Source organism: Aquidulcibacter paucihalophilus (assembly GCA_030285985.1).
Taxonomy (GTDB): Bacteria; Pseudomonadota; Alphaproteobacteria; order Caulobacterales; family Caulobacteraceae; genus Brevundimonas.
On sequence record CP127384.1, the window covers coordinates 1,066,722 to 1,092,794 of the forward strand.

Sequence of the window (26,073 nt, forward strand, 5' to 3'; positions counted from 1 at the left end):
GACCCCCGGATGTGTAAGGTGCAAGCCCTGTTCCGGGAGGATTTCGTGAAGCTGATCACAACTTTGCTGGCCGCTGCGGCCTTGTTCGCCACCACGAGCGTCGCCGCGCAAACGCCCGCACCCGCACCTGTTTCCCCTGCCGGGGGAACGACGTTTGTCCAGGTGGGCCGGCTTCTGGCCGATCCCGCGACTGGAATTGTGCAGCGCGATAAAACTCTCGTGATCGAAGGGAACCGGATCGTCGAAGTGCGCGACGGCTTCGTCGGCGAGGGCCGGATCGTCGATCTGAGGTCGTCCTTTGTCCTTCCGGGGCTGATCGACAGCCACGTCCACCTGACCAACGAGCAGAACCCGAACAGCCGTCTCGAAAGCGTCACCGAGTCCGACGTCGACCAAGCCTTTGTCGGCGCGCGCTTCGCGCGGCGCACCCTGATGGCCGGGTTCACGACGGTCGCTGACCTCGGCGCGACCAATGAAACGATCTTCGGCCTGCGGGACGCGGTGCGGCGTGGCGACGTGGCCGGGCCGCGGATCATCGCCTCGGGCGAGTCGGTTTCGGTTCACGGCGGGCACGGTGACGTCAACGGCTACCGCGAAGACATCATGCACATGTTCACCGGCGAGAGCATCTGCTCGGGTGCCGACGACTGCATGCGCGCGGTGCGCCTCCAGGTCCGTTCGGGGGCCGACATCATCAAGATCACAGCGACCGGCGGAGTGCTGTCGAATACGGCGGCGGGGCTGGGCCAGCAGTTCTCGGACGCAGAGCTGGCGGCCATCATCGGCGCCGCCCACCGCATGGGCCGTCAGGTGACGGCGCACGCCCACGGCGTCGACGGCATCAACGCCTTCCTGCGCGCCGGCGGCGACTCGATCGAACACGGCACCTATCTGGACGATGAATCGATCCGCCTGTTCCGGCGCGAGGGGACCTATCTGGTGCCGACACTGCTGGCCGGGGATTTCGTCAGCCGGATCGCCTCGGGCCCGGACAATTTCTTCACCCCGGCCCAGACGGCCAAGGCCCTCGAAGCCGGGCCGAAGATGCTGGACATGGCCCGGCGCGCGCATGAGGGCGGGGTTCGGATCGCCTTCGGCACCGACTCGGGCGTTTCAGCGCACGGCGACAACGCCCAGGAGTTCGCCCTTCTGGTGCGGGCGGGCCTGACGCCGCTGGAGGCCATCCAGTCCGCGACGGTGAACGCGGCGGCGCACCTGCGGATCTCGCAGGACGCGGGCCGGATCGCGGCGGGCATGCCGGCGGACCTGATTGCGGTCGGTGGCGACCCCCTGACGGACGTGACCGAGCTGGAGCGGGTGCGGTTCGTGATGCGGAGCGGGATGGTCTACCGGGCGGAGTGAGCCCGGACCGCCCCCAGCAACAGCGCCTGGAACGCCGCCTCGTCCTCGAACGTCGCCTTGACCGGCCATGAGAGGACGCGCGTCCGCCATTCGGGCGTCAGGCGGAACCAGTCCTTTTCGGTGGTGACCAGGCGCGCATGATAGCGGTCGGCGCGGTCGGCGAGGAAGCGCAGGTCGTCCTCGCGGAAGGCGGCGTGGTCCGGGAAGGGCGCGAAATCGACCAGTTCGGCGCCGGCGGCGTCGAGGGCGCGCTCGACCTTCCACGGCTTGGCGATGCCGGCGAAGGCGACGATGGGCCCCTGGGGCGGCGGCGCGGCGGGGGTCAGCCGGGCGATGAGCACCGGCAGGGTGCCGAAGGCCTGGACCAGTTCGGGATCGGCGCCGGGCGCGTCGGCGGGCAGCAGGATGACGACCGCGTCGGCGCGGGCCAGACCATGGCGCAGCTTTTCGCGCATCGGGCCGGACGGGAAGACCGAGCCGTCGCCGAAGGGCCATTCGTCGCCGCGCGTCTCGCCGTCCACGACGACGAGGCTGAGAGTCTTCTTCAGGGTCGGATTCTGGTGGGCGTCGTCGAGGACCAGAACCTGTGCGCCGGCCCCCGCCGCGGCGCGGGCGCCGGCGACGCGGTCATGGGCGATCCAGGTCGGGCCACCGAGGGCCAGCATCAGGGGCTCGTCGCCGACATCGGCGGCGGTGTGGATCGCGGCGTCGACCTGTGTCGGCTCCCGCAGGGACCCGCCATAGCCGCGCGACAGGCCGTGGGCGTTGATGCCGGCCTCGTGCAGCAGGCGGATGGCCTCGCGGGTGACAGGGGTCTTGCCCGAGCCTCCGACCGTCAGATTGCCGACCGAGATAATCGAAATGCCCGGATCGACCGGCTCGGTGCGGGCGATGCGGCGGGCGGTGGCCGCGGCCCAGATCCACGACAGGGGCTTGAGCAGGGTGCGGGCGACCGCGCCGTGGCGGGCGTCGCGCGTGTACCACCAGCGGGGGGTGTTGAGCTTCATCGGCGGCCTCGCTGCGGAGCGGGGGGCAGCAGGGGCGCGAGCGTTTCCCAAAGCCGGTCGAGCCCCGAGCCGGCCTCGGCCGCGGCGCGGCGGCCGCGCTCGCCCATGGCCCTGGCGGCGGCATTGTCGGCGAGCAGGGGCGCGATGACGGCGGGCAGGTCCCACGGCGCTTCCACGATCGCCAGACCGTCGGCCTCTACCAGGGCTTCGGTGACCGCGGCCCAGTTGGTCATGTCGGGGCCCGTAACAGCCGGCTTGCCGAGGCGGGCGGGCTCGAGCGGATTGTGGCCGCCGACGGGGGGCTTTTCGAGGGCGGCGGAGAAGGATCCGCCCATCACCACGACGTCGGCGAGGCGCAGGAACAGGCCCATCTCGCCGAGGGTGTCGGCCAGATAGAGGTCAGTGTCGCGGTCGGGCTCGCGGCCCTGGGACCGCAGGGCAAAGCGGTAGCCGTCACGGGACAGGGCGGCGGCGATCTCCGGGCTGCGGGCCGGGTGACGCGGCACGAGGATCAGGCACAGCCGGTCGGCCAGTTTGTCGAGGGCGCGGACGAGGGCGATCTCCTCGCCGTCATGGGTGCTGGCGGCGACGACCACGGGGCGGTCGCCGATGGCGGCGCTGAGGCGGGTGAAGGCGGCGGCGTCGTGCGGCGGCGCCTCGCCGGAGAGTTTGAGATTCACATGGCCGTCGATCCGGGCCCCGAGGCTGTGCAGCCGGGCAGCCGAGGTCTCGTCCTGTGGCAGGATGCGATCGAAGGCGGACAGGATTTCCCGCGCCGCGCCGGGGAAACGACGCCAGCCGTCGACGGTCTTTTCCGTGATGCGGGCGCTGGCGAGGACCAGTTTCACGCCGCGCCCTCGGGCCCCGAGGATCAGATTGGGCCAGAGTTCGCTCTCGACGAAGACGGCCAGCGACGGCTGCCAGTGGTCGAGGAAGGCGGCCACCGCGCCCGGCGCGTCCACCGGCGCGAACTGATGGATCACCCCGGCCGGCAGGCGCCGGGCCAGCAGTTGCGCCGAGGTCAGGGTACCGGAGGTGACGAGCACGGAGAGGTCGGGCCGGGCGCGGCGCAGGCGCTCGACCACGGGCAGCAGGGACAGGGTCTCGCCGACGCTGACGCCATGCAGCCAGACCAGATCGCCATCCGGCCGGGCGACGGAGGCATGGCCGAGGCGTTCGTCGACCCGTTCGAGGTCTTCCTTGCCCTGTTTGGCGCGGGCGTCGAGCAGACGGGGGGCCAGCGGCTCCAGCAGGCGGGTCAGCAGGCGCCAGGCGATCAGGGCGGGGCTCAACGGGAGGGTTCCAGCCCGGTGATGGAGTCGGCCGCGGCTTCGACGGCATTGATCCGTCCGGTCCAGTCCCTCGCGACGTCCGCCAGTTCGGCGCCCTCGGGATAGGTTGCGACATCCCAGACGATGGCACCCCTGGCGAAGGGCAAGGGCAACAGGGCGCGGTCCCAGCTGTTCAGCCGGATGGCGGGGTTGCACGACAGGCCGATGAACAGCACCGGAGCTTTTGACACCCTGGCCAGCAGGGGCAGGCCTTCCGCCATCTCGCCCGCAGGCCCGCGCGGACCATCGGGGGTGATGGCGAGGGCACCGATCTTGAGCTGGCGCAGCCCGTCCCGCAGGGCCTGCGATCCGCCCTTGGCGCTGGCCGCCTTGTCCTTGTTGGCCGAAGACCCGCGCACGGCGGGAATGCCCTGCAAGGCGAGGGCTCGGGCGAGGAACTGGCCGTCGGGGCTCAGCGAGACCAGGGCCTTGACCGGCTGGGCCCGGTCCAGCGGCCAGGAGGCGGGGCTGAGGCTGATGCGCGAATGCCAGAAGACGCAGAGGGCTCCGCCGCCCTGTTTCCAAACGGCTTCGGCCAGGGCCTCATTCTCATGGGTCCAGCGGATGGTGGCGAAACAGAAGCGCATCCAGCCGGCCAGAAGCGAGGCGAGGACACCCTGGATGACGGGGTTGCGGAGCGGTCTCATATCACCGCCGTGACGGGATCCCCGTCCAGCGACTGCTGTCTGGCCAGCCGCGAATAGAGGCCGCCGAGCTTGACCAGTTCGGCGTGGGAGCCGGTCTCCACCACGCGGCCGGCCTCGATCACATGGATGCGGTCGGCGTTGCGGACGGTGGACAGGCGGTGGGCGATCATCAGGGTGGCGCGGCCCTGCATCAGGCGTTCGAGAGCGGCCTGGACGAGGGCCTCGCTCTCGGTGTCGAGGGCGCTGGTGGCCTCGTCGAGCAGCAGGATGGGGGCGTCCTTGAGGAAGGCGCGGGCGATGGCGATCCGCTGGCGCTGGCCGCCGGACAGGCGCAGGCCCGCCTCGCCGGCGCGGGTCTCATAGCCTTCCGGCAGGGCGGAGATGAAGTCGTGGGCCGCGGCGGCCCGGGCGGCGACGACGATGTCCTCCGCCGTGGCACCGGGGCGGCCGTAGGCGATGTTGGCGGCCAGGGTGTCGTCGAACAGGAAGGGCTCCTGGGTCACCAGGGCGATCTTCGAGCGCAGGTCGTGGAGTTTCAGTTCGCGGATATCGCGGCCGTTGACCGTCACGGCGCCGGCGGTGACGTCATAGAAGCGCGGCAGCAGGCTGAGGATGGTGCTCTTGCCGCCGCCCGAGGGGCCGACAAGGGCCACGGTCTCGCCGGGCGCGACCGACAGGGACACGTCGGACAGGGTCGGGGCACCGCCCTCGGCCGCCGGCGCATAGGCGAAGGAGACGCGTTCGAGGGCCACGGTGATCGGACCGTCGGCGAGCGGGGCCGCATCGGGGGCCTCGCGGATCTCGGGCTCGATATCGAGGGCGGAGAACAGGCGGCGGGCGGCGGTCAGCCCCTCGGACATGACGGTCTGGAGATTGGTCACCTGCCGCAGCGACTGGCCGGCGGCCATCAGCAGACCGATGTAGGCGGCGAAGGAACCGACGCTCATCGTCCCGTCCTGGGCCCGCCAGCCGGCGTAGGCCATGACGGCGGCGACCACGATCATGGCCACCAGATTGGAGAAGGGGCCGGCGAAGGCGCGGCTGTCGGCGCTCTTGATGACGTGGCGCTGGCGGCGGGCGACGACCTCGCCGACGCGGTCCTGCTCGGCGGCCTCGCGGTTCTCGATCTTGATCAGGCGGACGCCGTCGAGGTTCTCCATCAGGGCGGTGGAGAGGTTGGAGGTCTCGACCATGGCACCGGTGGTGGCCTTGCGCATCCGCTTGCCGAAGCGGCTCATGACGAAGGCGATGACCGGCGCGCCCAGCAGGACGATCGTGGTCAGCCGCCAGTCGGTCCAGGCCATGTAGCCGATGACCGCAATGAGGGTCAGGGCGTGCTGGGTGTAGTTGACCACGCCGTTGGTGAAGGCCTCGCGCACCAGATTGGCGTCAAACAGGACCGAGGAGACGAAGCCGCCGGAATGCTGGCTGCGAAGGCGGGCGAGGTCGGCGCGGATCATGGCCCCGAACAGCCGGACCTGGATGTCGCCGACGATGCCGTGGCCGAGGCGGTTGACGAGGGCGGCCTGGCCGAGGGCGGCGGCGGTCCAGATCAGGCCCGCGCCGACGATGATGACGGGGATCCAGACCAGCGCCCGGCCCGCCGGCACGGTGAACACGCCCCAGATGGTCACGGCCTTGCCGAGGAACAGGCCGTCGATTGCGGGCTCGAGCAACTGCAGGACAGTGGCCGCCATGACGCCGACGACGGCGGCGCACAGGATCGACAGGAACAGCGGCGTCCGGTGGTGCGAGAGATAGTCGCGCCAGATGCGGCCCAGCAGCGGGCGCAGGGGCTCTTTCTCGTCAGCGGCAGGGATCGGCGGCGTCATCGGTCCGAGGTCGGACGGCTGGGGCGGCAAGTCAAGCGGGGATGGCAGGTCGCCTCTGCCCGCGGCGGCATCTTTCAGGAGTCGGAGCCGAAACGGCGCTGCACCAGAATGATCGTCCCGACGACAAATCCGCAGAACAGGGCGCCTTCGATGCCGCCGGTGACGGCCTGGGTGACGGGGCCGAAGTCGGCTTCCCCGAACAGGGCCCCGATCGGGTCGAGGCGCAGCCGTGAGGCCGGGAACTGGCGGGCCAGCAGGTCGAGGCTGCCGCCCATCAGCCGTCCGCCGAACAGGGGGATCAGGACCCCGACGACCGCGCCGGTCAGGGCGGTGGCGGCGGCGGTGAGTCTCAGGCTGAGTCCCCGGCCCGCATGGAGCCAGGTCCCGAACCCGATCGCGGCACCCAGCAGGGCGCCCTCGCCGGCGCCGGTCATTTCGCTCGGGGATTGGCCGAACAGCAGGTTGAAGGCGTCGACGCCCAGCAGTTTCACGATCGCGCCGACGACCAGTCCGCCGAAGACACCGCCGATGATGCCGCCGGCAGAGGCTTGGCCCCGGGCGGTTCTGGCCGCTGCGATCCCGACGCCCACGCCCGCGCCGCCGATCACGCCCACGGCGACGGTGAGGGCGACGAGGACAAGGACGATCGAACCCGCGCCCATGCCCGACGGCAGGGGCTGTGCGGCACCCAGGCCGTAGAACAGGCCGCCGAGTACGCCGGCGATGCCGCCCCCGAGCACGCCGGCGCTGCCGAGCTGCAGCGCCATGTCCCACGGTTCGGCGGCTGCCGGGCCGGACGTCGGCGCGGCGACAGGCGCGACAGCCGGGGGCTCAGCCCCCTCCGGTTCGACAGGGGCAATGAACCGGTAGCCGTGCTTGGGCACGGTTTCGATAAAGCGCGGCCGGGTTGCCGCATCGCCGAGCTGTCGCCGGATCGTGCGGATGCACTGGGTGAGGGCCTCATCCGTGACGGGCACGCCGCGCCAGACCTCCTCAAGAAAACGGTCCTTGGAGACCAGTTTGCCCCGCTCGCGAACCAGCAAGGCCAGGGCGTCGAGGTAGCGGGCGTTCAGCTCGACCGGCGCGCCGTCGCGGGTCAGGCGGCGGTCTGCGGGGTCCAGCAGGAAGGGGCCGAAGCGGAAACTGCCGGGGGCCATGGTTCAGGGATACCTCGGGCGTTGCACGGGCCGCTCGCCCGACGCGGCAGGCGGTGAAGCGTCAACCATGCGTCGCGGCAAGGCAATGTGTTTCGTGCGCCGGGATGACGGACCGGTTGCGACCCGCTATCTGCGATCCATGGCGCGTTACGATCTCAGCACCCCGGGCGGCCGGTTCAAGGCGCGGTGGGACTATGTCTGGAAGGATCACGCCTTCCTGCGCCGCTGGTTCATGAACGGCCACTGGCTGGGTCCGGATCTGGTGCGGACCAACCAGCCTTCGCCGCGACAGCTGGAATACTGGAAGTCCAAGGGGATCAAGACGGTCATCAACCTGCGCGGCGCGCGGGACGAGGCCTATTATGCGCTGGAGAAGGAGGCCTGCGAACGGCTGGGCCTGACCCTGATCGACGCGCCGCTGGATTCCCGGGACGCGCCGCAGAAGGACCGGGTGCACCGGGCGCGGGCGTTGTTCCGGACGATCGATTATCCGGTGCTGATCCACTGCAAGTCGGGCGCGGACCGGGCGGGGATGATGGCGGTCTTCTATCGCCACTTCCATCTGGGCGAGCCGATCTCGGTGGCCATCGAACAGCTGTCGAAACGCTACCTGCATCACCGCGAGGGGCTGACGGGCGTGCTGGACTATACGCTGGAGAAATACCTCAACGAGGTCGAGCCGACCGGGGTCAGCTTCATCGACTGGATCGACAGCGATGCCTATGACCCGAAGGCCATCCGGGCCGAGTTCAAGGCCGGCTGGTGGGGCACCATCCTGACCGACAAACTGCTGCGTCGGGAGTAGCCGTCAACCCCAGGGGCCGCGCGGCTCGCTCTTTTCAGACGGCGCTCCGGCCTCGCCGTTTTCAGCGGCGATTTCGGCGTCGCGGCGCGCCTTGCGCTCTGCGTTCCAGGTCCGGAGCCACTGGGTCTCCCGGTTATTGCCGCGCCAGACGCCGATCCACAGGACCAGCACCAGCAGCAGCGAGACCAGGGAGGCGATCTCCTGTCCGTCGAAGGTTCGGCCGAAGAGGGTCAAGGGCGGGACTCCTGCAGGTGCAGCGGCATCATAGGCCTGAAAGCGCGCCGGGCCGAAGCCCGGTCCCGCATTCAGTGGCTGTGTGCGTCGCCGCGGGGGTCGATCATCCGGTGGGCGTGCAGGATGAAGAACCGCATGTGGGCGTTGTCGACCGTGGCCTGGGCGCGCGCCTTCCAGGCCTTGCGGGCCTCTTCATAGTTGGGGAAGGCACCGACGAACTCGACCTTGGACAGGTCGCGGAACACCGGAGCGTCGAGGTGGCGCAACTCGCCGCCGATGACGATGTGGAGAAGCTGGTCGGTTTCGGCGGTCATGGCGGCGTCCGGATATGGGGCGAGCTAGCGGGGCGCCAGCGGAATAGGCGCTGTCCGCCGTACGATCAACGGGTGAAGCGCCGGCGCGCTGCAGACGAGGCTGTTCTGTCGCGGATCGGCCTGGTTGAAGCGCCAGGCGTGGCCGTGATGATCGGTGACCCGGCCGCCGGCCTCCTCGACGATCAGGGCCCCGGCGCAGACGTCCCAGTCCCATTTCGGCGACAGGTTGATGGCCGCGTCGAAGGCCCCGGCGGCGACCAGCGCCATGCGATAGGCGATGGCGTTGCGCTTCTCGAACCGCATGGCGGGCCAGGGCTCGATCCAGTGCGGGCCCTCGATCAACCGGGCGTCGGCCAGGACGGAGGCGTCATCGAGGTCGGTGGTGTCAGAGGCGGTGATCGGCTGGCCCTGCAACGACGCGCCGCCGCCCAGGGTGGCGGTGAAGGTCTCGCCCAGGGCCGGGGCGTGGATCACGGCAGCGACGGGACGGCCGTCCTCGACGATGGCGATGGGAATGCACCACCACGGCTTGCCCTTCATATAGGCGACGGTGCCGTCGATCGGATCGACCACGAAGATGCGGCGGTTCGCCAGACGGTCGGCGCTGTCCGTGGTCTCTTCCGACAGCCAGCCGTGGTCGGGCCGGGCCGACAGCAGGGTGTCCTTGAGCAATTGGTCGACGGCCATGTCGGCCGAGGTGACCGGCGAGCCGCCGGACTTGGACCAGACCTTCAGCCCGGCGTCGCGCTCGGCGAGCGCCAGCCGTCCGGCCGCCTCGGCAGCGTCGCGGATAAGGTCGAGGTCGGCGGCCAGACCGGTCATTTGCCGGCGATGGCGACGCCGTCGAACATCAGCGACGGGCTGTTGAAACTGCTGCGGAACTCAAGGTCCGAACCGCGCTCCAGCCGGGTCCAGAGGTCGGCCAGATTGCCCGCGACGGTGACGCCGCTGACCGGCCAGACGATCTCGCCGTTCTCGAACCAGAAGCCGGAGACCCCGGCGGACCAGTCGCCGTTGTTGGCGTTCAGCGAGGGGCCGAACATGGAGGTGACCAGAAGGCCGGTGCCGGCGTCGGCCATCAGCCCGGCCAGATCGCGCTCGCCGGGTTCCAGATGCAGGTTGTGGGTCGAGACCCCGGGCGGGCCTGCGAGACCGCGCGAGGCGTGGCCGGTCGAGGCGAGACCCAGCTGGGCGGCGGCGGCGCTGTTGAGCAGCCAGGTGGTCAGGATGCCGTCCTGCACGATCGACTGGCGCGACACCGCCACGCCCTCGTCGTCGAACGGCGTCGAGCCGAGACCGCGGACCCGGAAAGGATCGTCGATCAGGTCGACGCCGGCCGGCAGGATGCGCTGGCCGAGCCGGTCCTTGAGGAAGGAGGTGCCGCGGGCGATCGAGGGGCCGGAGATGGCACCGAGGATGGGCGAGATGACCTGGGTGGCTATGCGGTTCTCGAAGATCACCGGGGCGGTGGTCGAGTCGATCTTGCGCGGCCCAGTGCGGGCCACGGCGCGACGGCCGGCGTAGTCGCCGATGGAGGCGGCGGACGGCAGGTCGGACAGGTGGCGGACGGCGCGATGCTCGCCGCCGCGTTCCATGGCCCCGTCCTTCTCGGCGATGACGCCGACGCCGAGCGAGAAGGCCGAGCCATGATAGGCACCGTCGAAGCCGTGCGAGGTGACCAGCCGCCAGCGGCTGGAAGAGGCCGAGGCGTGGCCGCCTTCGGATTTGGCGACGCCGGGCACGGCCAAGGCGACGGCTTCGGTCTCGGCCGCCATGGCCTCGAGCTGTGCGGCGCTGCGCTCTGAGGGGTCGAACAGGTCGAGGTCGGCGAAGGGACCGCGGGCGAGCCGGTCCTGCGGGGCGAGGCCGGCGTACGGGTCCTCGGGTGCCAGCCGGGCCATGGCCACGGCGCGCTCGACCAGTCTGGTACGGGTGGCGTCGGACAGGTCCGAGGCCGAGACGGTGGCCTGACGCCGGCCGATGAAGACGCGCAGGCCGAGGTCGCGGCTCTCCTCGCGCTCGACCTCCTCGAGCGCGCCGTTGCGGACGCCCACGGACAGGGAGGCGCGCTCGGCTGAAACAGCCTCGGCGGCGTCGGCACCGGCCCTCAGGGCGGCGGCGACCAGATCGGGCAGGATGTCGGGGGAGGCGGCGGACGCGGTACGGTCAGGCATGCCCCGATATGGCCGGGACAAGGCGACGCCGCAACCGCGCGTGTGAAGTTCAGACGAAGGCGTGGACCACCAGCATCCCGCCGGCGGTGAACAGGGCGAGATAGGTCAGGGCCATACCGAGAACCCGACCAAAGGTCGGCTTCTTGTCACTCAGGCTGACGGCGTGGATCAGACGGCCCGCAAGGAGGACAGTGCCGACGGCGTGCACGGCCATGGCCGGCATGCCCAGCATGGCCAGCAAGGCGAGAGCGCCGACGCCGACCGGAACATATTCCGCGGCATTGCCGAAGACCCGGCCCGCCAGCGTGATCTGCGACGCGGCTCCGTCGCCCAGCAACACCTTGTGCTTCCTCCGGTTCAGGACGACCCGCACCGAAAGCAGCAGCATCAGCAGGAGCAGCAGGCCGCTCCACAGGGCGGCGGCCTGAACCGGTGTCATCGTCTCGAACATCGCCATCAGTTCTCGCGCCCCACCGGATAGAGCCGGTAATGGTCATCATAGAACGGGGTTCGCTCATAGAACCACTGCAAACGCGCGTCGCCGTCGGCGGCGAATTCCGGCTCGGCGGCCAGTTTGGCCTCGAACTCGGTCCTGAGCGCCGGGTCGGCCGCCATCATGGCCTCGGCCAGCGGGGCGATGGCATAGCCCTCGATATATTCGACGCGGCTCAGCACCTCGGGGAACATGCCCCAGGCGAAGAAGCTCTCGGAGGACTGCGGCTCCAGCAGGAGGACGACGATGTCGCCCAGCGGCTGGTCCGTGGGCACGCGGACCGAACCGGCGGGGAAGGTCCAGTCGCGACGCTCGGGCGTGACGCCCGTGACGGTGACGCCCACGCGGCCCTCATTGGCGCGGGTCGCCAGCTTCGGCTCGACGAGGCGCAGCATGTCGAGGTTGACGGTGCGGGGGGCGTTCATCGTCTCCATCCGGACGCCGTGCAGGCGCAGGCGCTCGATGATGTCTGTGCGGTAGGACGGCACCCAATAGGCCTCGGGGCGCGCCAGTGTCAGGGTCGGGCGCGAGCCGTAGAAGGGCAGGGACCAGGGTTCGGGATCGGCTACGCCCAGCCAGCGGATCTCCTGACGACCGGAGGCGGGGCTGTCGTACATCTCGTAGCGGATGCCCTTGAAGGTCCGGGTGTAGGCCGGGGTCGGATCGGCCGCGAAATTGGCCGGGATTTCGGCCGGGCGCAGGGCCGTGTCGGCGGTGATGGCCGTGCGCAGGGCCGGGCCGTCGGCGGCGAGGCGGCGCATGGCGGCCTCCAGGAAGACATAGGTTCCGAGAACGCGCTGTTCGTAGGGCTTGAGGCTGTGGTTCTCGATCAGGATGGTCGGGACGTGGGCGGCCGAGCCCCAGCCGTTCGAGAACCGCTCGCCCAGACCGCCGTCTGACAGGCCCGCGCGGGGATCGTCGCCGATGCCGAAGACCAGTTCGCCCGGGATGTGGCCCTCGGCCTCGAGCGCGGCATTGATCGCGGGCTTGAAGACGTCGTCCAGCCAGAGGGCCGTGGCGGGGCTGCGCGAATAGACGCCGTTCTCGCCATTGAAGCCGTAGGTGACGTCGTACTGGTAATCCATGCCGTCGGTGACGTGGATGTCGACGTAGAGGTCGGGCCGGTATTTCAGCACCAGGCCGCGCACCGCCCGCATCTCGGGCTGGTCCAGTTTCAGATAATCGCGGTTGAGGTTCTGGTTGGTCGCGGTGTTGCGCCAGCCCTGGATGCGGGGCCCGCGCTGGTTGGGGCGGGAGTAGGCCGAGGCGCGCTCATGGCCGTCGACCGACAGGATCGGGATCAGGATCAGATTGACCCGGTCCAGCAGGTCCGCCTTGCCGTTGAAGGCGATGTCGCGGAGCAGCATCATGCCCGCGTCCTTGCCGTCGATCTCGCCCGGATGGATGCCGGCCTGGGCCAGCAGCACGGGCTTGGACGGGTCGAAGGCCGCGCCGTCCTTCGAGGCAATGACGGCATAGATCGGCCGGCCCTCGGGCGAGACGCCGAACTGTTCGATGCGGATCAGGTCGGAGGCGGCATCCAGGCGGTCGAACCAGGCGCGGGTGTCGGCGTAGCTCGGGCTTTCATCGTGTTCGGCGTCGGCCTCGAAGGCCGTGACCCAGGGGTCCGATGCTCCGCGCAGCAGGGCCCGGCTGGCGCCGTCCCAGGCCGGCGCGGGCGGCAGGAAGGGCTGGTCCCACGGCGCGGCGTTGGGGACGGACGGCGGGGCGGACTGGGACATGGCGGGACTGACGCAACTGACAAGGGCGGCCAAGGCCGCGGAAAACAGGATGGGGCGCATGGCCCTTCGTCGGACGATCCCGCCCGTCTGGCAAGCCTTAGCTCCCCGTCGCCGGCAGCCAGGCACCGTCGGCGATGAGGATCGCTCCGGCGCGGACCATATTCCACAGGGTGTAGGCCAGAACGACCAGCAGGGCCCCGATGACGACCTTTCGGGAGGGTGCAAAGGCTGCGGTCGCCGTGCAGATGGCAAAGATGCCGACCCCGATCAGCAGTCTGGGCGTCCAGAAGGCTGCCCAGGCCGGGTCCGCCAGCGCCAGCAGGCCGAGCAGCGCCCAGACCATGGCATTGGCCGCCAGCACACAGCCGAAGACCACCCGCCGCTGGGCCCAGAAATGCTCGTCCAGGTCGATGCGGGTATTCACGCCTTCCGCTGTGACGCGCGGGAAGGTCACGCTGGCCGCCACATAGAAGGTCGCCGCGATGACCAGGCCGATCAGCAGCAGGGCCGGATTGAACGGGGCCCCGCGGAAGAACCGCCAGGCCTGGTTCCAGAAGGTCGCCAGGTCGGCGGCCACGAATACCGCCAACAGGGGCGTCAGCCAGCCGAAGTGGACGCGATGCCGCTCGTGCAGGACGCGGGAAAAACCGCCGACCAGCTCGGCCACCGACAGGCCCAGCAACAGGCCGTAGAAGCTGAAGAAGAATTCGAATGCGCTCACGACGGTCCCCAGCCCTGCGGAGGCTGACCCTAGGGAGGGAATCAGGCGGGCGTCACCCCGCAATCGGCGGACCGCCCTGCAGGCGCGAGCGGGCGGTGGGCCGCAGGCGCAGCAACTGGAGCGTCGTGGCGAACAGGGGCGCGAGCCGCGGGTCGGTCCGGGCACGGGCGAGGGCGGCGTCGGCGGCGCGTTCGTCCGGCTGGCGGGACAGCCAGACCAGCACCCATTCGCCCTCGCGCACCGGATGGCGCGGAAAGCTGTTGGCGGTCGGGTCCGTGATGCCGGCTATCCCGACCGACACGCCGGCTTCGGCCAGTGCGCCGGCGAATGTGGTCCGGAACGCTTCCGCCAGCGGATCGAGGGGGTCTTCGAGGCGGTGGACGCCCAGCACGACCACGCCGCTGCCTGGCTGATGGCCCGTCGGGACGGGGGCGGCGACATCCGGGGCCAGCGCGGAGGACAGGGGACGCAGCAGGAGCACGTCGTCCGAGCAGGTCATGGTGGCATTGGTGGCGGCGCGGTGCGCGAACCAGTGGTCCGAGTTGTAGAAGGCGTTCAGCGCCGGTCTGCGGGCGGCCTGATCGGGATAGCCGCGCATCCAGACGAACCGGTCGGGCTGGTCCAGGTCGCGGAACAGGCCGATCAGCCGGATGCCCGCCGCCTCCTGGGTCTCGACGAACGCACGCTCGAACAGGGTGATCAGTTCGTCCCGGCGGCCGGGCTTCATCGCATATTGGCGCAGCTCGAAGGCGTGAAGTTTCATGACTGTCTCCGGGAATCCGTGAACCCGGCGTGCTCGCGCCGGGTCGTCGAAGGGGCCATCATGGGCGTCTAAACTGACACCTTTTGTCAGGATAAATCGGCTAGTGTCGAAAAATGCGCGCCAGCCGACTGCTTTCGATCCTGCTGCTGCTCCAGACCCGGGGGCGGCTGACCGCCGAGACGCTGGCGGCCGAGTTCGAGGTGTCGGTCCGCACCATCTATCGCGACATCGACCAGCTGAGCGCCGCCGGCGCGCCGGTCTATGCGGATCGGGGCCGGTCGGGTGGCTTCCAGCTGATGGACGGCTACCGCACCCGGCTGACCGGTCTGACCGATGCCGAGGCCGAGACGCTGTTCCTCGGCGGCCTCTCCGGGCCGGCGGCACAGATGGGATTCTCCGGCGCGGTCACGACGATGCAGCTGAAGCTGCTGGCCGCGCTTCCGCCGGAACGCCAGGCGGCGGCGGAACGGCTGGCCGGCCGGTTCCATCTCGACCCGGTCGGCTGGTACCAGACCACCGACGAGGCTGAACGTCTGCCCGCCATCGCCCAGGCCGTCTGGAACAGCCGCCGCATTTCGGTGCGCTATGAGAGCTGGAAGGGCGAGGTGGCGCGCGAGCTGGAGCCGCTCGGCCTGATTCTGAAGGCGGGGCTCTGGTATCTGGCCGCGCGAGCGGTCGAGGGGCGGCGGGAGCCTCGCACCTATCGCGTCTCGAACATTCTGGATCTGACCGTCAGCGAAGCGACGTTCGAGCGGCCCGCGGGTTTCGACCTGGCGGCCTGGTGGGCGGAAACCTCGCTGCGGTTCGAGGCCGACATCTTCACCGGGACGGCGACCCTGCGGGTGTCGCGCATCGGCCTGAACCTGCTGGCGACGCTGGGGGCCGAACAGGCCAGGATCGCGGGCGAAGCCGCGGCAGGCTCAACGAACCCATGGGTCGAGGTGACTGTGCCGATCGAGTCGGTCGCGCACGCCGCGACCGACTTTCTTCGACTGGGGCCGGAGGCAGAGGTTCTGACCCCGGCGGCCCTGAGAGACGCCATGCGCTCAGCCGCCGGACGGCTGGCGCAGCTCTATCGGGACTGAGGGCTCAGGGGTTCTGCTTGGCGCGCAAGTTGTCGACCACTTCCTGTTCAGCCGTCCGGCGGGCCGTGAGGTCCGCGAGCGTGGCCTGATGCTCCGGGGTCGCGCCGCCCGCAGCCGCGACGAGGGCGTTCACGGCGGCGATCTGGCTGTCGAGATCGCTGACCGCGGCCTGGGCGTCCCACAGCCGGTCTTCCTCTGCCTCGGTCAGGCGCGGTGCCGGCGGACGGACCCGGCGCGGCGGATCGCGACGAGCACCGCTGCCGACCCGCACCTGGGCGTCAGCCGGGGTCGGAACGGTCACGACCGGTGCGGCGAGAACGACGGCGAGCAGGGCGATCAGCGGAAGCTTCATGACAGGCCTCAAACAGGGGAGGAAAGCGAGGCTCCGACCCTAGATTACGGTTCTGTCATTTGTGAAGCGCTTTTCGGACACAATCGGCGAAGGAAGCGAAACGCCGCTATTTCCAGATCGGTGTCTTGTCCCCCGGTAATCCGAGCGTCTCCCAGATCTCTGACACCCGATCCACCACCGCCGCGTCCATGCGGATCTCCTCGCCCCATTCGCGCTTCGTCTCGGGCGGCCATTTGTCGGTGGCGTCGAGGCCGATCTTGGAGCCGAGGCCGCTCTCGGGGCTGGCGAAGTCGAGGTAGTCGATCGGGGTGTTCTCGATGACAGTGATGTCGCGCGCCGGGTCCATCTTGGTCGAGATGGCCCACATGACCTGTTTCCAGTCGCGGGCGTCGATGTCGTCATCCACGACGATGACCCATTTGGTGTACATGAACTGGCGCAGATAGCTCCAGACGCCCAGCATCACCCGCTTGGCGTGGCCGGGGTAGGCCTTCTTCATCGACACCACGGCGATCCGGTAGGAACAGCCCTCGGGCGGCAGCCAGAAGTCGGTGATCTCGGGGAACTGGGCGCGCAGCAGGGGGATGAAAACCTCGTTCAGCGCCTCGCCCAGCACCGAGGGCTCGTCCGGCGGACGGCCGGTGAAGGTGGTCAGATAGATCGGGTCCTTGCGCATGGTGATGGCCGTCACCTTGAAGACCGGGAAGGTCTCGACCGAATTGTAGTAGCCGGTGTGGTCGCCGTAGGGGCCTTCGGGCGCGTGTTCGTCGAACAGGACGTGGCCTTCCAGCACGATCTCGGCATTGGCCGGGACCATCAGGGGCACGGTCTTGCAGGGGACCAGTTCGGCCTTGGCACCGCGCAGCAGGCCGGCGAACTGGTATTCCGACAGCGTGTCCGGGACAGGCGTAACCGCCGCCAGGATGGTGCCGGGGTCGGCCCCGAGCACGATGGCGCATGGCAGGGGGCCCTTCTTTCCGGCCTTCTTGTGCCGTGCGTAGTGCTGCGCCCCGCCGCGATGGGCGAGCCAGCGCATGATGGCCTTGTCCTTGCCGAGGACCTGCATGCGGTAGATGCCGAGATTGAAGTCGTCCTCCCGGTCCTCGGACGGCCCCTTGGTGACGACCAGGCCCCAGGTGATCAGGGGCGCGGGCTCGCCGGGCCAGCAGCCCTGGACCGGCAGGCTGGTCAGGTCGATCTGGTCGCCCTTCAGCACGATCTCCTGCACCGGTGCGGTTTTCACCACCTTCGGCCGCATGGACATGACCGTCTTCGCCAGCGGCAGCATCTCCATGGCGTCCGACAGGCCGCGCGGCGGCGTCGGATTGCGCAGGAAGGCCAGCAGTTCGCCGACCTCGCGCAGTTCGGCGGCGGTGGTGCGGACCTTCTTCTCCATGGTCACCCCCATGGCGACGCGCTTCACCGTGCCGAACAGATTGGCGAGGCAGGGGATGGGGCTGATCGTGCCGTCGGGCATGACGGGCTTTTCGAACAGGACGGCCGGGCCGCCGTTGCGCAGCAGCCGGGTCTGGATCTCGGTCATCTCGAGGTGGGTCGAGACGGGTTCGGAGACGCGAACCAGTTCGCCTTCGGCCTCCAGCATGGCCATGAAGTCGCGCAGGGATTTGTAGGCCAATTCAGGACGCTCCGTCAGAGCGTCTGGATTAGGCGGACGCGGCCGTCCTGTCACGTCATGGCGGGTGCGGCCTTTTCAGTAGGCCCGGGTATCCGACACCAGCGCCCACAGGGGCAGGCGCAGGGCACTGGTTGCAGCACCGATCTGGACGGTGGTCAGGCGGGCCCGGCCGGCCTCGGCGCGGCGGGCCTGCTCGACCGGTATGCGAAGCGCGGCGGCCACATCCTCGATGGCCATGCCGCGTGTCTCGCGCCAACGTTTCAGTCTTGCGCCGACCGCCGCGTCCAGCGGATCGACGCCGGGAAACCCCAGCACCGAACCCATCTCCTGGTTCCCTCCGTGCGCGCCGTCTGGTCGCGGCGCTTCACGCCCATTCTTCATCCCATTTGAAAGCGGGATCAATCCAGTCGCCGAGGCGGCCGTCGGGACGGGCAAGGGCGTGGATGCGGTCCATCTCCTCGTCCGAGAGGCGGAAGTCGAGGATGTTGAAATTCTCCTCCGCGCGGCTGACCTTGCTGGTGCGCGGGATGGCGATGACGTTCTGCTGGATCAGCCAGCGGAGGGTCACCTGTCCCGGGGTCTTGCCATGAGCCTGGCCGATGTCGATCAGGGTCGCATCGTCGGCGATCGCGCCCTGGGCCAGGGGCGACCATGCGGTGATCGACGAACCAAGGGTCTTCGCCGTTTCGAGCAGCTTCGAGAGCTTCAGGTAGGGGTGGTATTCGACCTGGTTGGTGACCAGCGTCGCCTTCGACAACGACTGCGCCTCGCGGAACTCTGCCGAGGGGAAGTTGGACAGGCCGATGGTGCGGGTCAGGCCGAGGTCCTTCGCCTCGTTCAGGGCGTCGAGGGTCTCGGCGAACGCCGGCTCGGTCTTCGGCCAGTGGAGCAGCAGCAGGTCGGGCGTGAAGCCGAGGCTGGCGGCGGACTCCCGCGCCTGTTTCAGCAGGCCCTCGCGGTCGAAATGGGCGACCCAGATCTTGGTGGTCAGCCAGATGTCCTCGCGGGCGACATGACGGGCGGCGATGGCGTCGCGGATGCCGTCTCCGACCGCCGCCTCATTGCGATAGATCCAGGCCGTGTCGATGTGGCGGTAGCCGATGCGCAGGGCCTCCGCGACCATGGTCCGGGCGACCTCCGGTGTCAGGTTCCAGGTGCCGAAGCCCAGCAGGGGAATGGCGTGGCCGTCGACGGTGATGGCGGGCTGGTCGGTCATGGGAGGCTCCGGCGGGGGAAGCGGTTTAACTGGTGACCGCGGCTGAAGGTTCAACCAGCCAGTCGAAGATCTCATCCCACAAAGGCTCCAGTCCCTTGCGGAAGGCACCCTCGTGGCCGATGCGCGCGGCGCCGAAGTCGGCCGGGGCGCGGACCACGACCTCGCGCGGGGCATTGGGATAGACCTGCAGCAGGATGGGCGAGGTCACCGGCGTGGCGATCGGGTCGTCGGTGAAGACCCATGAGCGGATGGGGGCGGTCACCGCGTCGAAATGGTGTGGTTTCAGCCGGTCTTTCAGCTCGTCGAGGAAGTACGGTTCCTTCAGGCACCAGCGCCGCCAGGTCTTCCAGACGCCGGCCGGCAGATCCGTCCCGGCCCACAGGCCGCCGCCCTTGATATAGCCGCGGCGGATCAGGCTGAGCGGGCCGAAGCCGTACCAGAAGAACAGTTCGAGCGGATTGTAGGACCGGTGGTGCCGGCCCCACCAGCCGCTGCCGACCGAGACGAAGGCGTGACGGTCGATGCGGTGGTGGTTGGGCATGAAGCCGAGGAAATGGCCGCCGACGCTGTGGCCGACATGGGCGACCGGCAGGCCCGGGGCTGCGGCGATCAGGGACTCCAGCGCCGCCGGCATGTCGAGCCGGCCCCAGTCGGGATAGTCCATCTGCATCGCTGCCAGATCGTCGGGCCGCGAGCCGGCGATACCGCGGAAATCATAGGTCAGCACCGCCGCGCCGCGCGCCGCCAGATGGCGGGCGAACCGGTCGTAGAAGCCCTTGGGAAAGCCGGTCCCCGAACTGACCAGGACGGCTGTCGTCGGCGCCTCGGCGGAGACCAGCCGCATCGACAGGGGATAGCCGTCGGAAGCTTCGGCGATGAAGTCGCGGAAGACGGGATCGCGCATCTCAGGTCCGTAGTTATTCGCAACGAACCTAACCGATTGGCAGGGGGGCAGGTCAAGCGCTCTTGGAGCGGACGCCGTCCTCGGCTAAAGCCCGCGCCTTCTCCTGTTTTCCGGGCCTTCTCGCCATGACCGATCTTCCCGACCGCCTCTGCGTCGATCCCGACAGCCCGTTCCACGACGCCGACCTGCTGGCGAAGGGGATCGGCGTCCGCTTCAAGGGCGAGGAAAAGACCAATGTCGAGGAATACTGCATCTCCGAAGGCTGGGTCCGTCTGGCCGTGGGCAACCGCGTCGACCGCCGCGGCAAGGCCCTGACCGTCAAGCTGCAGGGTCCGGTCGAGGCCTGGGTCAAGGGCGAGTAGGCCTGTCGGCGCTTATGGCGCCATCGAAAAAACTCTGACGCGGACCGCTTGTCCGCTCCCCCCGCAGGGTTCAGGTTCCGGCACCTTGTGAGTCCCGGAGCCGTCATGCGCCTGTCCGTTCGTCTTCTCGCCGCCAGCGCCCTGGCCTTGACCCTCGTCGCGGCCCCCGTTGTGGCGCAGGACGCCGCGACCATCCAGCGGGCCGAGACCCTCCGCGACGCGGCGCTGAACCAGAATATCGCGCTCGATTATCTGACCCAGCTGACCACCCGCTTCGGCCCGCGGCCGGCGGGATCGAAGGCCGAGCAGGACGCCTCGGCCTGGGCGGCCGACTATATGCGGGCGCAGGGCTTCCAGAATGTGCGCATCGAACAGTTCCCGCTGGTCGGCTGGGAGCGAGGCGAGGAGAGCGGATCGATCGTCGGTGCCCGGCCGCAGCGGCTGGTCCTCGCCGCCCTCGGCCACTCGCCCGGCACCAATGGCGTGATCGAGGCCGAAGTCGTCCGGTTCGACAGCCTTGAAGCGCTGAACGGCGCCCCGGCCGGATCGCTCACCGGCAAGATCGCCTATGTCGACGCCGGCCAGATGGTGCGGATGCAGGACGGTTCGGGCTACGGCCCGCTGACGCGCATCCGGGGTGCGGGTCCCGCCGCCGCCGCGGCCAAGGGGGCGGTGGCCTTCATCATGCGCTCGGTCGGTTCGGACGAGCACCGCATGCCGCACACCGGCACCACCCGCTATGTCGACGGCGTCGTGCCCCTGCCGGGCTTCGCCCTGGCCGCGCCGGACGCCGATACGGTCTCGCGCCTGATCGAAATGGGCGAGACGGTACGCCTCCGCCTGTCCTCGACAGCGCACACCTATCAGACGGTCAGCCAGAACGTGATCGGCGACATCCCCGGCCGGTCGCGGCCGGAAGAAGTCATCGTCCTGGGCTCTCACATGGACAGCTGGGACCTGGGCACCGGCGCCATCGACGACGGTGCCGGTGGGGCCATCACACTGGCAGCGGCCAAGGCCATCCGCGACAGCGGACGCCGTCCGGCGCGCACCGTGCGGGTCGTCCTGTACGGCTCGGAAGAGGTGGCGCAGCCGACCGACACCGGCAACGGCGGCGGTGCCTATCTGCGCGGCATCGGGACGGCGGTTGAGCAGCACATCATCGCCGGCGAGAGCGATTTCGGTGCGGACCGGGTCTATGCGCTGGGCCTGCCGCCGGGCGCGCAGGGTACCGACTTCGCCCGGGCTGCGGCGCGGGTGCTCTATCCCATCGGCGTCCTGCCTTCGCCCCAGCCGGAATTGCACGGCGGCGCCGACATCGGCCCGCTGGCCGAGGCGGGCGTGCCGGTGTTCGGCCTGAACCAGGACGGCACCCGATATTTCGACCTGCACCACACGGCCGACGACACCCTGGACAAGGTCGACCCGGCCCAGATGAGCCAGAACGTGGCGGCCTGGGCGGCGCTGGTGTGGCTGATCGCGGACTCCGAGGTGGACTTCCGGGCGATGCGGCCGGCGCAGGCGGCGGCGCACTAGGGGGCCGTCATCCGCCCGTGCGGAAGGTCACATTGACCGCGCCGCGCTTGCCGACGAGATCCGGCCGGTCGGCGGCGTCGAAGCGGAACAGGTGACCGAGGCGGGCGGCGGCGGCACCGAAGCCCTGCCCCGGCGGCGTCTCGCTCGCCGCGCCGCAGTCTGTCAGCGTCCCGGCGGCGGTCATCACGCAGATCATCCGAACATGGCCGTTCACGCCGGCGTTCAGGGCGTCGCGCGGATAGACGTCGAGCATGTCCGCATCGGTCGGAATCTGCAGCCAGCGCACCGGGCCGCCGTTGATCACGGGGTGCATCCGCACATCAACGTCGGCTTGCGTCGGCGTCGTGCAGGCGGTCAGGGTCAGCGTCGAGACGGCGATGACGAACAGGCGGCAGGCGGAACGGGTCATCGGTCACTCTCAAAGGGTACTGCCGAACGCTAGCGTGATCCGGCCGGGCCGCACAACTTGACCGTTGCCGGTTTCACGTCAAAGTGGCGGCTTTCCGACGACGGGGCCGCAGACTGACATGAACCTGGCAAGCTTCCTGTTCGGCGTGAAGGGTCGGCTCAGCCGTACGCGGTACGGGCTGGCGATACTGGGCTGGCTCGCCTGGATGGTCCTGGCACAGCGGTTTGTCGCCGGATTTCCTGATTTCGAAACCAGCGGCCGGGTCTTCGAAATGATTCTGGACGGCGACATCGCCGGACCGCGCGCAGTGGATGACGCGATCGAGGCGGCAGGCCAGTTCCAGGTCCGGTATGCGGCGCTCTTCGCGCTGATCGCCGTGGCCTTCGGGTCTTTCCTCGCCCTGACCGCGCGTCGGCTTCACGATATCGGACGTCCGGCCGGCTATGCATGGATCGCCGTCCTGCCCTTCGTCGGGCCGATCGCCGTCTTCTTTGTCCTGCTGCTCCTGCCCGGAGACGCCGGCGTCAATCGTTATGACCGGGCCGTCAACGACACCGGCCGATCACTCGCTGACGCCACGGACCTTTCCCATCAGCCCGCAAGCCCGTAGATCGGGCCTGCTGGCGAGCGTGGCGAAACTGGTAGACGCAACAGACTTAAAATCTGTCGCCCGAAAGGGATTGCGGGTTCGACCCCCGCCGCTCGCACCAAGGGTCCCAGGCTTGGCCGTTTGGGACCCTCAGTCCGCACGCGCGTTCCTTCGTCGTCACAAGAGGAGACCCGTCATGAGCTACATCGATGGTTACGTCGTTCCGGTCCCGGTCGGGAACAAGGCCGCCTACAAGGCCATGGCCGAGAAGACACTGGTCATGTTCAAGGAGTTCGGGGCGATCCGGGTGGTCGAATGCTGGGGCGACGAGGTGCCTGACGGCAAGGTCACGGACTTCAAGGGCGCCGTGAAGGCGGAGGGCGACGAGGTCGTCGTCTTTTCGTGGGTCGAGTGGCCGGACAAGGCCACCCGTGACGCCGGTCAGAAGAAATTCATGGAGGACCCGCGCATGGCGGAGATGGCCGCCGCCCCCTTCGACGGGAAGCGGATGATCTACGGCGGGTTCACGGTCCTGCTCGAAGGCTGAGGGTCAGCGCTTCTTGCCGAGCTCCGCCGCGATGTCCTTGACGTTGCGACCCGCCTTGCGGTGGGCAGCGGTCAGCTGGTCCCGGGTCACGCCCCAGCGCTTCATCCAGTGTTCGACGGCCTGTCGTTCGGACAGGTCCAGACGGTCCTTGTCGATGAAGCCGCGCTTGTCCTTCAGGCCCGCCATGGTCCGCTCCGTTGTTCGGTCCGGGGTAGCGCGAAACGGGCCGGCGCGCGACCGGGCGGCGTAACTTCGTGTTTCGTGCAAAGAACCGCCCTTAACCCGACGCGGTTTCATGGGCACAAGGGGGAAACCCCTCCGATTGCATGGATATTCGATGAAAAGAGCCCGGCGCGCCCGCATCGTCGCGACCCTGGGGCCCGCCAGCCGGGCACCCGGCATGGTCAAGGCCCTGGCCCAGGCCGGAGTCGACGTCTTCCGCCTGAATTTCAGCCACGGCTCGCATGAGGACCATGCGGCGGCACTGAAGGCTGTGCGCGGGGCCGAGCTGGCGCTCAAACGCCCTCTGGGCGTGCTGGCCGATCTGCAGGGGCCGAAGCTCCGGCTGGGCAGGTTCAGGGATGTCGAGATCGACATCAAGCCGGGCCACAAGATGCGGTTCGACCTCGATCCGACCCCGGGCGATGCGACGCGGGTGCAGATGCCGCATCCGGAGATCTTCCGCGCCCTGCGCACCGGCATGCTGCTGCTGCTCGACGACGGCCGGGTGCGGCTGCGGGTCAATGAGCGGACCGACGACTGGGCCGATGTCACGGTCGAGAGCGGCTCGAAACTGTCGGACCGCAAGGGCGTGGCCGTGCCCGAGGCGGTGGTGCCGGTCTCGGCCCTGACCCCCAAGGACCGCGAGGACCTCGCCTTCGCCCTGCGCATCGGTGTTGACTGGGTGGCGCTGAGCTTCGTCCAGAAGGCCGAGGACATGGCCGAGCTGAAGCAGATCGTGAAGGGCCGCGCCGCCTGCCTGGCCAAGATAGAGAAGCCGCAGGCCCTGCTCGAGCTGGAGAGCATCCTCGATTACTGCGACGGGGTCATGGTCGCGCGCGGTGACCTGGGCGTGGAGCTGGAGCCCGAGGAGGTGCCGGTCGCCCAGAAGCAGATCATCCGCGCCGCCCGCCAGCGCGGCGTGCCGGTGATCGTGGCCACCCAGATGCTGGAGAGCATGACCGCCTCGCCGGCCCCGACCCGGGCCGAGGCCTCGGACGTGGCCAATGCCGCCTATGAGGGGGCTGACGCCCTGATGCTGTCGGCCGAGACAGCCTCGGGCGACTATCCGCTGGAATCGGTCGGGGTGATGAGCCGGATCATCGAACGGGTCGAGCGCGATCCGATGTGGCCCAGCCTGATGGACGCCGAACACGCCGGCATGGACGATATCGACGCCGATGCCCTGGTTGCCGCGGCGCGCAAGGCGGCGGAGGCCCAGTCGACGGCCTGTATCGTGGTGTTCACGACCCTGGGTGGGACGGCGCGGCGGATGGCGCGCGAGCGACCGCTGCAGCCGGTGCTGGCCCTGACGCCCAATGCCGATACGGCGCGGCGGTTGGCGCTGGTCTGGGGTCTGGAGACCCGGCTGGGCAAGGAGCCCGCCTCGCTGGAGGATGTCACTGAGGATGCGGTCAACAGCGCTGTCGAATACGACATGGCCCAGCCGGGCCAGCGCATCCTGATCCTGGCGGGAACGCCCTTCGGCGCGCCGGGGGCTGCGAATCTGCTGCGACTGGCCCATGCTCCGGCGAAGGGGCGCAAATAGCGTCTGATCCCTCCCGGTCGGCATGATCAAATACATCGGCTCGAAACGCGCCTTGCTGACCCAGATCGCGTCCGCGATCCGCGGCCAGCTGCCGGACGGCGGGACGGTCTGTGATCTGTTCTCCGGCAGCGCGCGCGTCGGCCATGCGCTGAAGGGCGCCGGTTTCCGGGTCTGGTCGAACGACCACAATGCCTATGCCCACACCCTGGCCACGGCCTATGTGCAGGCGGATCGGGAGCGCTGGCTGGACCGGGCCGAGGCGGTGCTGGCCGAACTGCGGGCGGTGACGCCCGTACCCGGCTGGTTCACCAAAACCTTCTGCGAGGACGCCCGCTATTTCACGCCGGAGAACGGGGCCGTCATCGACGCCATGCGCGACCGGATCGCCGTCATGGGGCTGGAGCCCGAGCTGGAGGCGATCGCCCTGGTCAGCCTGATGGAGGCCGCCGACCGGGTGGATTCCACGGCCGGTCTGCAGATGGCCTATATGAAGTCATGGGCGGCACGGGCGCTGAAGCCGCTCGAGCTGCGGATGCCCGACATCCTGCCCGGCGTGGCGGACGGTCCGTGCCAGGCGACCCGCCGGGACGCGGTCGAACTGGCCCCCGAGGTCGAGGCCGACCTCGTCTATCTGGACCCGCCGTATAACCAGCATTCCTACCTCGGCAACTATCACTGCTGGGAGAGTCTGGTGCTGTGGGACAAGCCCGAGACCTACGGGATCGCCAACAAGCGGATCGACGTCCGGACCCGCAAGAGTGCCTTCAACAGCAAGCCCGGCATCGCCCCGGCGCTGCAGGCGGTGATCGAGGGGCTGAAGGCCCCGAACCTGATCGTCTCGTTTAACGACGAGGGCTATCTGGGCCGCGACCAGCTGGTCGGCATGCTGTCAGGCCGGGGCGAGGTTCAGGTGATCGAGATCGCCCGCCCGCGCTACGTCGGCGCCCGCATCGGCATCCACAATCCGAAGGGCGAAAAAGTCGGGGCGGTCGGACGGCTGAGGAACGTCGAATATCTGTTCGTGGTCAGCGCGCGGCCGGTCACGCTGGCGGATGCGGCCTAGACAGGCGGAACATGCGTTTGACAT

29 protein-coding genes and 1 tRNA gene are annotated in these 26,073 nt (G+C 69.2%); 10 read left to right on the forward strand and 20 right to left on the reverse strand.

Going from position 1 to position 26,073, the window contains the following annotated elements; genetic code table 11:
- Positions 1 to 51: 51 nt before the first annotated feature.
- Entirely contained in the window at positions 52 to 1,362 is a 1,311-nt protein-coding gene (locus KB221_05245; GenBank protein WIY70868.1) for an amidohydrolase family protein, read from the forward strand.
- Here the strand turns inward: KB221_05245 and lpxK are convergent.
- The 5 genes from lpxK to KB221_05270 all read right to left on the reverse strand — a co-directional run bounded on the left by lpxK (position 1,347) and on the right by KB221_05270 (position 7,336).
- Complete coding sequence (gene lpxK / locus KB221_05250) at positions 1,347 to 2,369, reverse strand: tetraacyldisaccharide 4'-kinase (GenBank protein ID WIY70428.1); 1,023 nt, start codon at positions 2,367 to 2,369, stop codon at positions 1,347 to 1,349. The genes KB221_05245 and lpxK overlap by 16 nt on opposite strands.
- Positions 2,366 to 3,661, reverse strand: coding sequence for a 3-deoxy-D-manno-octulosonic acid transferase (locus KB221_05255; protein ID WIY70429.1), 1,296 nt, complete (start codon positions 3,659 to 3,661; stop codon positions 2,366 to 2,368). The genes lpxK and KB221_05255 overlap by 4 nt, the downstream gene beginning before the upstream one ends.
- Entirely contained in the window at positions 3,658 to 4,347 is a 690-nt protein-coding gene (locus KB221_05260; GenBank protein ID WIY70430.1) for a lysophospholipid acyltransferase family protein, read from the reverse strand. The genes KB221_05255 and KB221_05260 overlap by 4 nt, the downstream gene beginning before the upstream one ends.
- Positions 4,344 to 6,179 (reverse strand): ABC transporter ATP-binding protein, encoded by a 1,836-nt coding sequence (locus tag KB221_05265; GenBank protein ID WIY70431.1) that lies wholly within the window; start codon positions 6,177 to 6,179, stop codon positions 4,344 to 4,346. Before KB221_05265 ends, KB221_05260 begins: the two co-directional genes overlap by 4 nt.
- A 74-nt stretch (positions 6,180 to 6,253) precedes the next feature.
- Positions 6,254 to 7,336 (reverse strand): transcriptional regulator, encoded by a 1,083-nt coding sequence (locus KB221_05270; GenBank protein WIY70432.1) that lies wholly within the window; start codon positions 7,334 to 7,336, stop codon positions 6,254 to 6,256.
- Positions 7,337 to 7,475: 139 nt separating this feature from the next.
- Between KB221_05270 and KB221_05275 the strand changes: the two genes are divergently transcribed.
- On the forward strand, positions 7,476 to 8,141 hold the full coding sequence (locus tag KB221_05275; protein ID WIY70433.1) for a sulfur transferase domain-containing protein: 666 nt from the start codon (positions 7,476 to 7,478) through the stop codon (positions 8,139 to 8,141).
- Positions 8,142 to 8,144: 3 nt separating this feature from the next.
- On the opposite strand, the gene KB221_05280 is transcribed toward KB221_05275, so the two are convergent.
- The 8 genes from KB221_05280 to KB221_05315 all read right to left on the reverse strand — a co-directional run bounded on the left by KB221_05280 (position 8,145) and on the right by KB221_05315 (position 14,582).
- Entirely contained in the window at positions 8,145 to 8,375 is a 231-nt protein-coding gene (locus tag KB221_05280; protein ID WIY70434.1) for a hypothetical protein, read from the reverse strand.
- A 71-nt stretch (positions 8,376 to 8,446) separates the two neighbouring features.
- Positions 8,447 to 8,689, reverse strand: a complete 243-nt coding sequence (locus tag KB221_05285; protein ID WIY70435.1) for a DUF4170 domain-containing protein — start codon at positions 8,687 to 8,689, stop codon at positions 8,447 to 8,449.
- A 24-nt stretch (positions 8,690 to 8,713) separates the two neighbouring features.
- Positions 8,714 to 9,511 carry a 3'(2'),5'-bisphosphate nucleotidase CysQ gene (locus tag KB221_05290; protein ID WIY70436.1) on the reverse strand — a complete coding sequence of 266 codons (798 nt, stop codon included), beginning with the start codon at positions 9,509 to 9,511 and terminating at the stop codon, positions 8,714 to 8,716.
- Positions 9,508 to 10,863 (reverse strand): metallopeptidase TldD-related protein, encoded by a 1,356-nt coding sequence (locus tag KB221_05295; GenBank protein ID WIY70437.1) that lies wholly within the window; start codon positions 10,861 to 10,863, stop codon positions 9,508 to 9,510. The genes KB221_05290 and KB221_05295 overlap by 4 nt, the downstream gene beginning before the upstream one ends.
- Positions 10,864 to 10,912: 49 nt before the next feature.
- Positions 10,913 to 11,314, reverse strand: coding sequence for an MAPEG family protein (locus tag KB221_05300; GenBank protein ID WIY70438.1), 402 nt, complete (start codon positions 11,312 to 11,314; stop codon positions 10,913 to 10,915).
- Positions 11,315 to 11,319: 5 nt separating this feature from the next.
- A complete protein-coding gene (locus tag KB221_05305) occupies positions 11,320 to 13,149 on the reverse strand; it encodes a M14 family metallopeptidase (GenBank protein WIY70869.1) in 1,830 nt (609 codons plus the stop codon).
- Between the two features lie 46 nt (positions 13,150 to 13,195).
- Positions 13,196 to 13,819: a hypothetical protein gene (locus KB221_05310; GenBank protein WIY70439.1), complete on the reverse strand. Its 624-nt coding sequence runs from the start codon at positions 13,817 to 13,819 to the stop codon at positions 13,196 to 13,198.
- 52 nt (positions 13,820 to 13,871) lie between these two features.
- The gene (locus KB221_05315; protein ID WIY70440.1) at positions 13,872 to 14,582 is read right to left on the reverse strand and encodes an NIPSNAP family protein; all 711 of its coding nucleotides are present in this window, start codon (positions 14,580 to 14,582) and stop codon (positions 13,872 to 13,874) included.
- Between the two features lie 113 nt (positions 14,583 to 14,695).
- On the opposite strand from KB221_05315, the gene KB221_05320 reads away from it, so the two are divergent.
- A complete protein-coding gene (locus KB221_05320; GenBank protein ID WIY70441.1) occupies positions 14,696 to 15,667 on the forward strand; it encodes a WYL domain-containing protein in 972 nt (323 codons plus the stop codon).
- 4 nt (positions 15,668 to 15,671) lie between these two features.
- Here the strand turns inward: KB221_05320 and KB221_05325 are convergent, their stop codons facing one another.
- The 5 genes from KB221_05325 to KB221_05345 all read right to left on the reverse strand — a co-directional run bounded on the left by KB221_05325 (position 15,672) and on the right by KB221_05345 (position 19,775).
- A complete protein-coding gene (locus KB221_05325; protein WIY70442.1) occupies positions 15,672 to 16,019 on the reverse strand; it encodes a hypothetical protein in 348 nt (115 codons plus the stop codon).
- 106 nt (positions 16,020 to 16,125) lie between these two features.
- Positions 16,126 to 17,655, reverse strand: coding sequence for a UbiD family decarboxylase (locus KB221_05330; protein ID WIY70443.1), 1,530 nt, complete (start codon positions 17,653 to 17,655; stop codon positions 16,126 to 16,128).
- Positions 17,656 to 17,730: 75 nt separating this feature from the next.
- A complete protein-coding gene (locus tag KB221_05335) occupies positions 17,731 to 17,979 on the reverse strand; it encodes an XRE family transcriptional regulator (GenBank protein WIY70444.1) in 249 nt (82 codons plus the stop codon).
- A 40-nt stretch (positions 17,980 to 18,019) separates the two neighbouring features.
- Positions 18,020 to 18,871, reverse strand: coding sequence for an aldo/keto reductase (locus KB221_05340; protein ID WIY70445.1), 852 nt, complete (start codon positions 18,869 to 18,871; stop codon positions 18,020 to 18,022).
- 25 nt (positions 18,872 to 18,896) lie between these two features.
- Positions 18,897 to 19,775, reverse strand: a complete 879-nt coding sequence (locus KB221_05345) for an alpha/beta hydrolase (GenBank protein ID WIY70446.1) — start codon at positions 19,773 to 19,775, stop codon at positions 18,897 to 18,899.
- Positions 19,776 to 19,900: 125 nt separating this feature from the next.
- On the opposite strand from KB221_05345, the gene KB221_05350 reads away from it, so the two are divergent.
- Together KB221_05350 and KB221_05355 are read left to right on the forward strand one after the other, a co-directional pair.
- Positions 19,901 to 20,137: a DUF3297 family protein gene (locus KB221_05350; GenBank protein ID WIY70447.1), complete on the forward strand. Its 237-nt coding sequence runs from the start codon at positions 19,901 to 19,903 to the stop codon at positions 20,135 to 20,137.
- Positions 20,138 to 20,242: 105 nt separating this feature from the next.
- Entirely contained in the window at positions 20,243 to 21,673 is a 1,431-nt protein-coding gene (locus KB221_05355) for a M20/M25/M40 family metallo-hydrolase (GenBank protein ID WIY70448.1), read from the forward strand.
- Between the two features lie 7 nt (positions 21,674 to 21,680).
- On the opposite strand, the gene KB221_05360 is transcribed toward KB221_05355, so the two are convergent.
- The gene (locus KB221_05360; GenBank protein WIY70449.1) at positions 21,681 to 22,082 is read right to left on the reverse strand and encodes a hypothetical protein; all 402 of its coding nucleotides are present in this window, start codon (positions 22,080 to 22,082) and stop codon (positions 21,681 to 21,683) included.
- A gap of 118 nt (positions 22,083 to 22,200) precedes the next feature.
- Between KB221_05360 and KB221_05365 the strand changes: the two genes are divergently transcribed.
- The 3 genes from KB221_05365 to KB221_05375 all read left to right on the forward strand — a co-directional run bounded on the left by KB221_05365 (position 22,201) and on the right by KB221_05375 (position 23,218).
- Positions 22,201 to 22,692: a DUF805 domain-containing protein gene (locus KB221_05365; protein ID WIY70450.1), complete on the forward strand. Its 492-nt coding sequence runs from the start codon at positions 22,201 to 22,203 to the stop codon at positions 22,690 to 22,692.
- Positions 22,693 to 22,705: 13 nt separating this feature from the next.
- Positions 22,706 to 22,792 (forward strand) — tRNA-Leu (locus KB221_05370).
- A gap of 75 nt (positions 22,793 to 22,867) precedes the next feature.
- Positions 22,868 to 23,218, forward strand: a complete 351-nt coding sequence (locus tag KB221_05375) for a DUF1428 domain-containing protein (GenBank protein ID WIY70451.1) — start codon at positions 22,868 to 22,870, stop codon at positions 23,216 to 23,218.
- A 3-nt stretch (positions 23,219 to 23,221) separates the two neighbouring features.
- Here KB221_05375 and KB221_05380 read toward each other — a convergent pair whose 3' ends face one another.
- Positions 23,222 to 23,404 carry a DUF3606 domain-containing protein gene (locus KB221_05380; protein ID WIY70452.1) on the reverse strand — a complete coding sequence of 61 codons (183 nt, stop codon included), beginning with the start codon at positions 23,402 to 23,404 and terminating at the stop codon, positions 23,222 to 23,224.
- Positions 23,405 to 23,555: 151 nt separating this feature from the next.
- Between KB221_05380 and pyk the strand changes: the two genes are divergently transcribed.
- Both pyk and KB221_05390 read left to right on the forward strand, forming a co-directional pair.
- Positions 23,556 to 24,986, forward strand: a complete 1,431-nt coding sequence (gene pyk / locus KB221_05385) for a pyruvate kinase (protein ID WIY70453.1) — start codon at positions 23,556 to 23,558, stop codon at positions 24,984 to 24,986.
- 22 nt (positions 24,987 to 25,008) lie between these two features.
- The gene (locus tag KB221_05390) at positions 25,009 to 26,049 is read left to right on the forward strand and encodes a DNA adenine methylase (GenBank protein ID WIY70454.1); all 1,041 of its coding nucleotides are present in this window, start codon (positions 25,009 to 25,011) and stop codon (positions 26,047 to 26,049) included.
- The last annotated feature ends 24 nt before the right edge of the window (positions 26,050 to 26,073 follow it).

Bases quoted from the DNA above. Each gene is read 5' to 3' on its own strand.
- KB221_05340 (WIY70445.1), bottom strand. From the start codon at position 18,871: ATGACCGACCAGCCCGCCATCACCGTCGACGGCCACGCCATTCCCCTG.
- KB221_05345 (WIY70446.1), bottom strand. From the start codon at position 19,775: ATGCGCGATCCCGTCTTCCGCGACTTCATCGCCGAAGCTTCCGACGGC.
- KB221_05295 (WIY70437.1), bottom strand. From the start codon at position 10,863: ATGCCTGACCGTACCGCGTCCGCCGCCTCCCCCGACATCCTGCCCGAT.
- KB221_05360 (WIY70449.1), bottom strand. From the start codon at position 22,082: ATGACCCGTTCCGCCTGCCGCCTGTTCGTCATCGCCGTCTCGACGCTG.
- lpxK (WIY70428.1), bottom strand. From the start codon at position 2,369: ATGAAGCTCAACACCCCCCGCTGGTGGTACACGCGCGACGCCCGCCAC.
- KB221_05260 (WIY70430.1), bottom strand. From the start codon at position 4,347: ATGAGACCGCTCCGCAACCCCGTCATCCAGGGTGTCCTCGCCTCGCTT.
- KB221_05270 (WIY70432.1), bottom strand. From the start codon at position 7,336: ATGGCCCCCGGCAGTTTCCGCTTCGGCCCCTTCCTGCTGGACCCCGCA.
- KB221_05275 (WIY70433.1), top strand. From the start codon at position 7,476: ATGGCGCGTTACGATCTCAGCACCCCGGGCGGCCGGTTCAAGGCGCGG.
- pyk (WIY70453.1), top strand. From the start codon at position 23,556: ATGAAAAGAGCCCGGCGCGCCCGCATCGTCGCGACCCTGGGGCCCGCC.
- KB221_05365 (WIY70450.1), top strand. From the start codon at position 22,201: ATGAACCTGGCAAGCTTCCTGTTCGGCGTGAAGGGTCGGCTCAGCCGT.
- KB221_05315 (WIY70440.1), bottom strand. From the start codon at position 14,582: ATGAAACTTCACGCCTTCGAGCTGCGCCAATATGCGATGAAGCCCGGC.
- KB221_05290 (WIY70436.1), bottom strand. From the start codon at position 9,511: ATGACCGGTCTGGCCGCCGACCTCGACCTTATCCGCGACGCTGCCGAG.
- KB221_05390 (WIY70454.1), top strand. From the start codon at position 25,009: ATGATCAAATACATCGGCTCGAAACGCGCCTTGCTGACCCAGATCGCG.
- KB221_05320 (WIY70441.1), top strand. From the start codon at position 14,696: ATGCGCGCCAGCCGACTGCTTTCGATCCTGCTGCTGCTCCAGACCCGG.
- KB221_05325 (WIY70442.1), bottom strand. From the start codon at position 16,019: ATGAAGCTTCCGCTGATCGCCCTGCTCGCCGTCGTTCTCGCCGCACCG.
- KB221_05375 (WIY70451.1), top strand. From the start codon at position 22,868: ATGAGCTACATCGATGGTTACGTCGTTCCGGTCCCGGTCGGGAACAAG.
- KB221_05285 (WIY70435.1), bottom strand. From the start codon at position 8,689: ATGACCGCCGAAACCGACCAGCTTCTCCACATCGTCATCGGCGGCGAG.
- KB221_05355 (WIY70448.1), top strand. From the start codon at position 20,243: ATGCGCCTGTCCGTTCGTCTTCTCGCCGCCAGCGCCCTGGCCTTGACC.
- KB221_05350 (WIY70447.1), top strand. From the start codon at position 19,901: ATGACCGATCTTCCCGACCGCCTCTGCGTCGATCCCGACAGCCCGTTC.
- KB221_05380 (WIY70452.1), bottom strand. From the start codon at position 23,404: ATGGCGGGCCTGAAGGACAAGCGCGGCTTCATCGACAAGGACCGTCTG.
- KB221_05265 (WIY70431.1), bottom strand. From the start codon at position 6,179: ATGACGCCGCCGATCCCTGCCGCTGACGAGAAAGAGCCCCTGCGCCCG.
- KB221_05300 (WIY70438.1), bottom strand. From the start codon at position 11,314: ATGTTCGAGACGATGACACCGGTTCAGGCCGCCGCCCTGTGGAGCGGC.
- KB221_05335 (WIY70444.1), bottom strand. From the start codon at position 17,979: ATGGGTTCGGTGCTGGGGTTTCCCGGCGTCGATCCGCTGGACGCGGCG.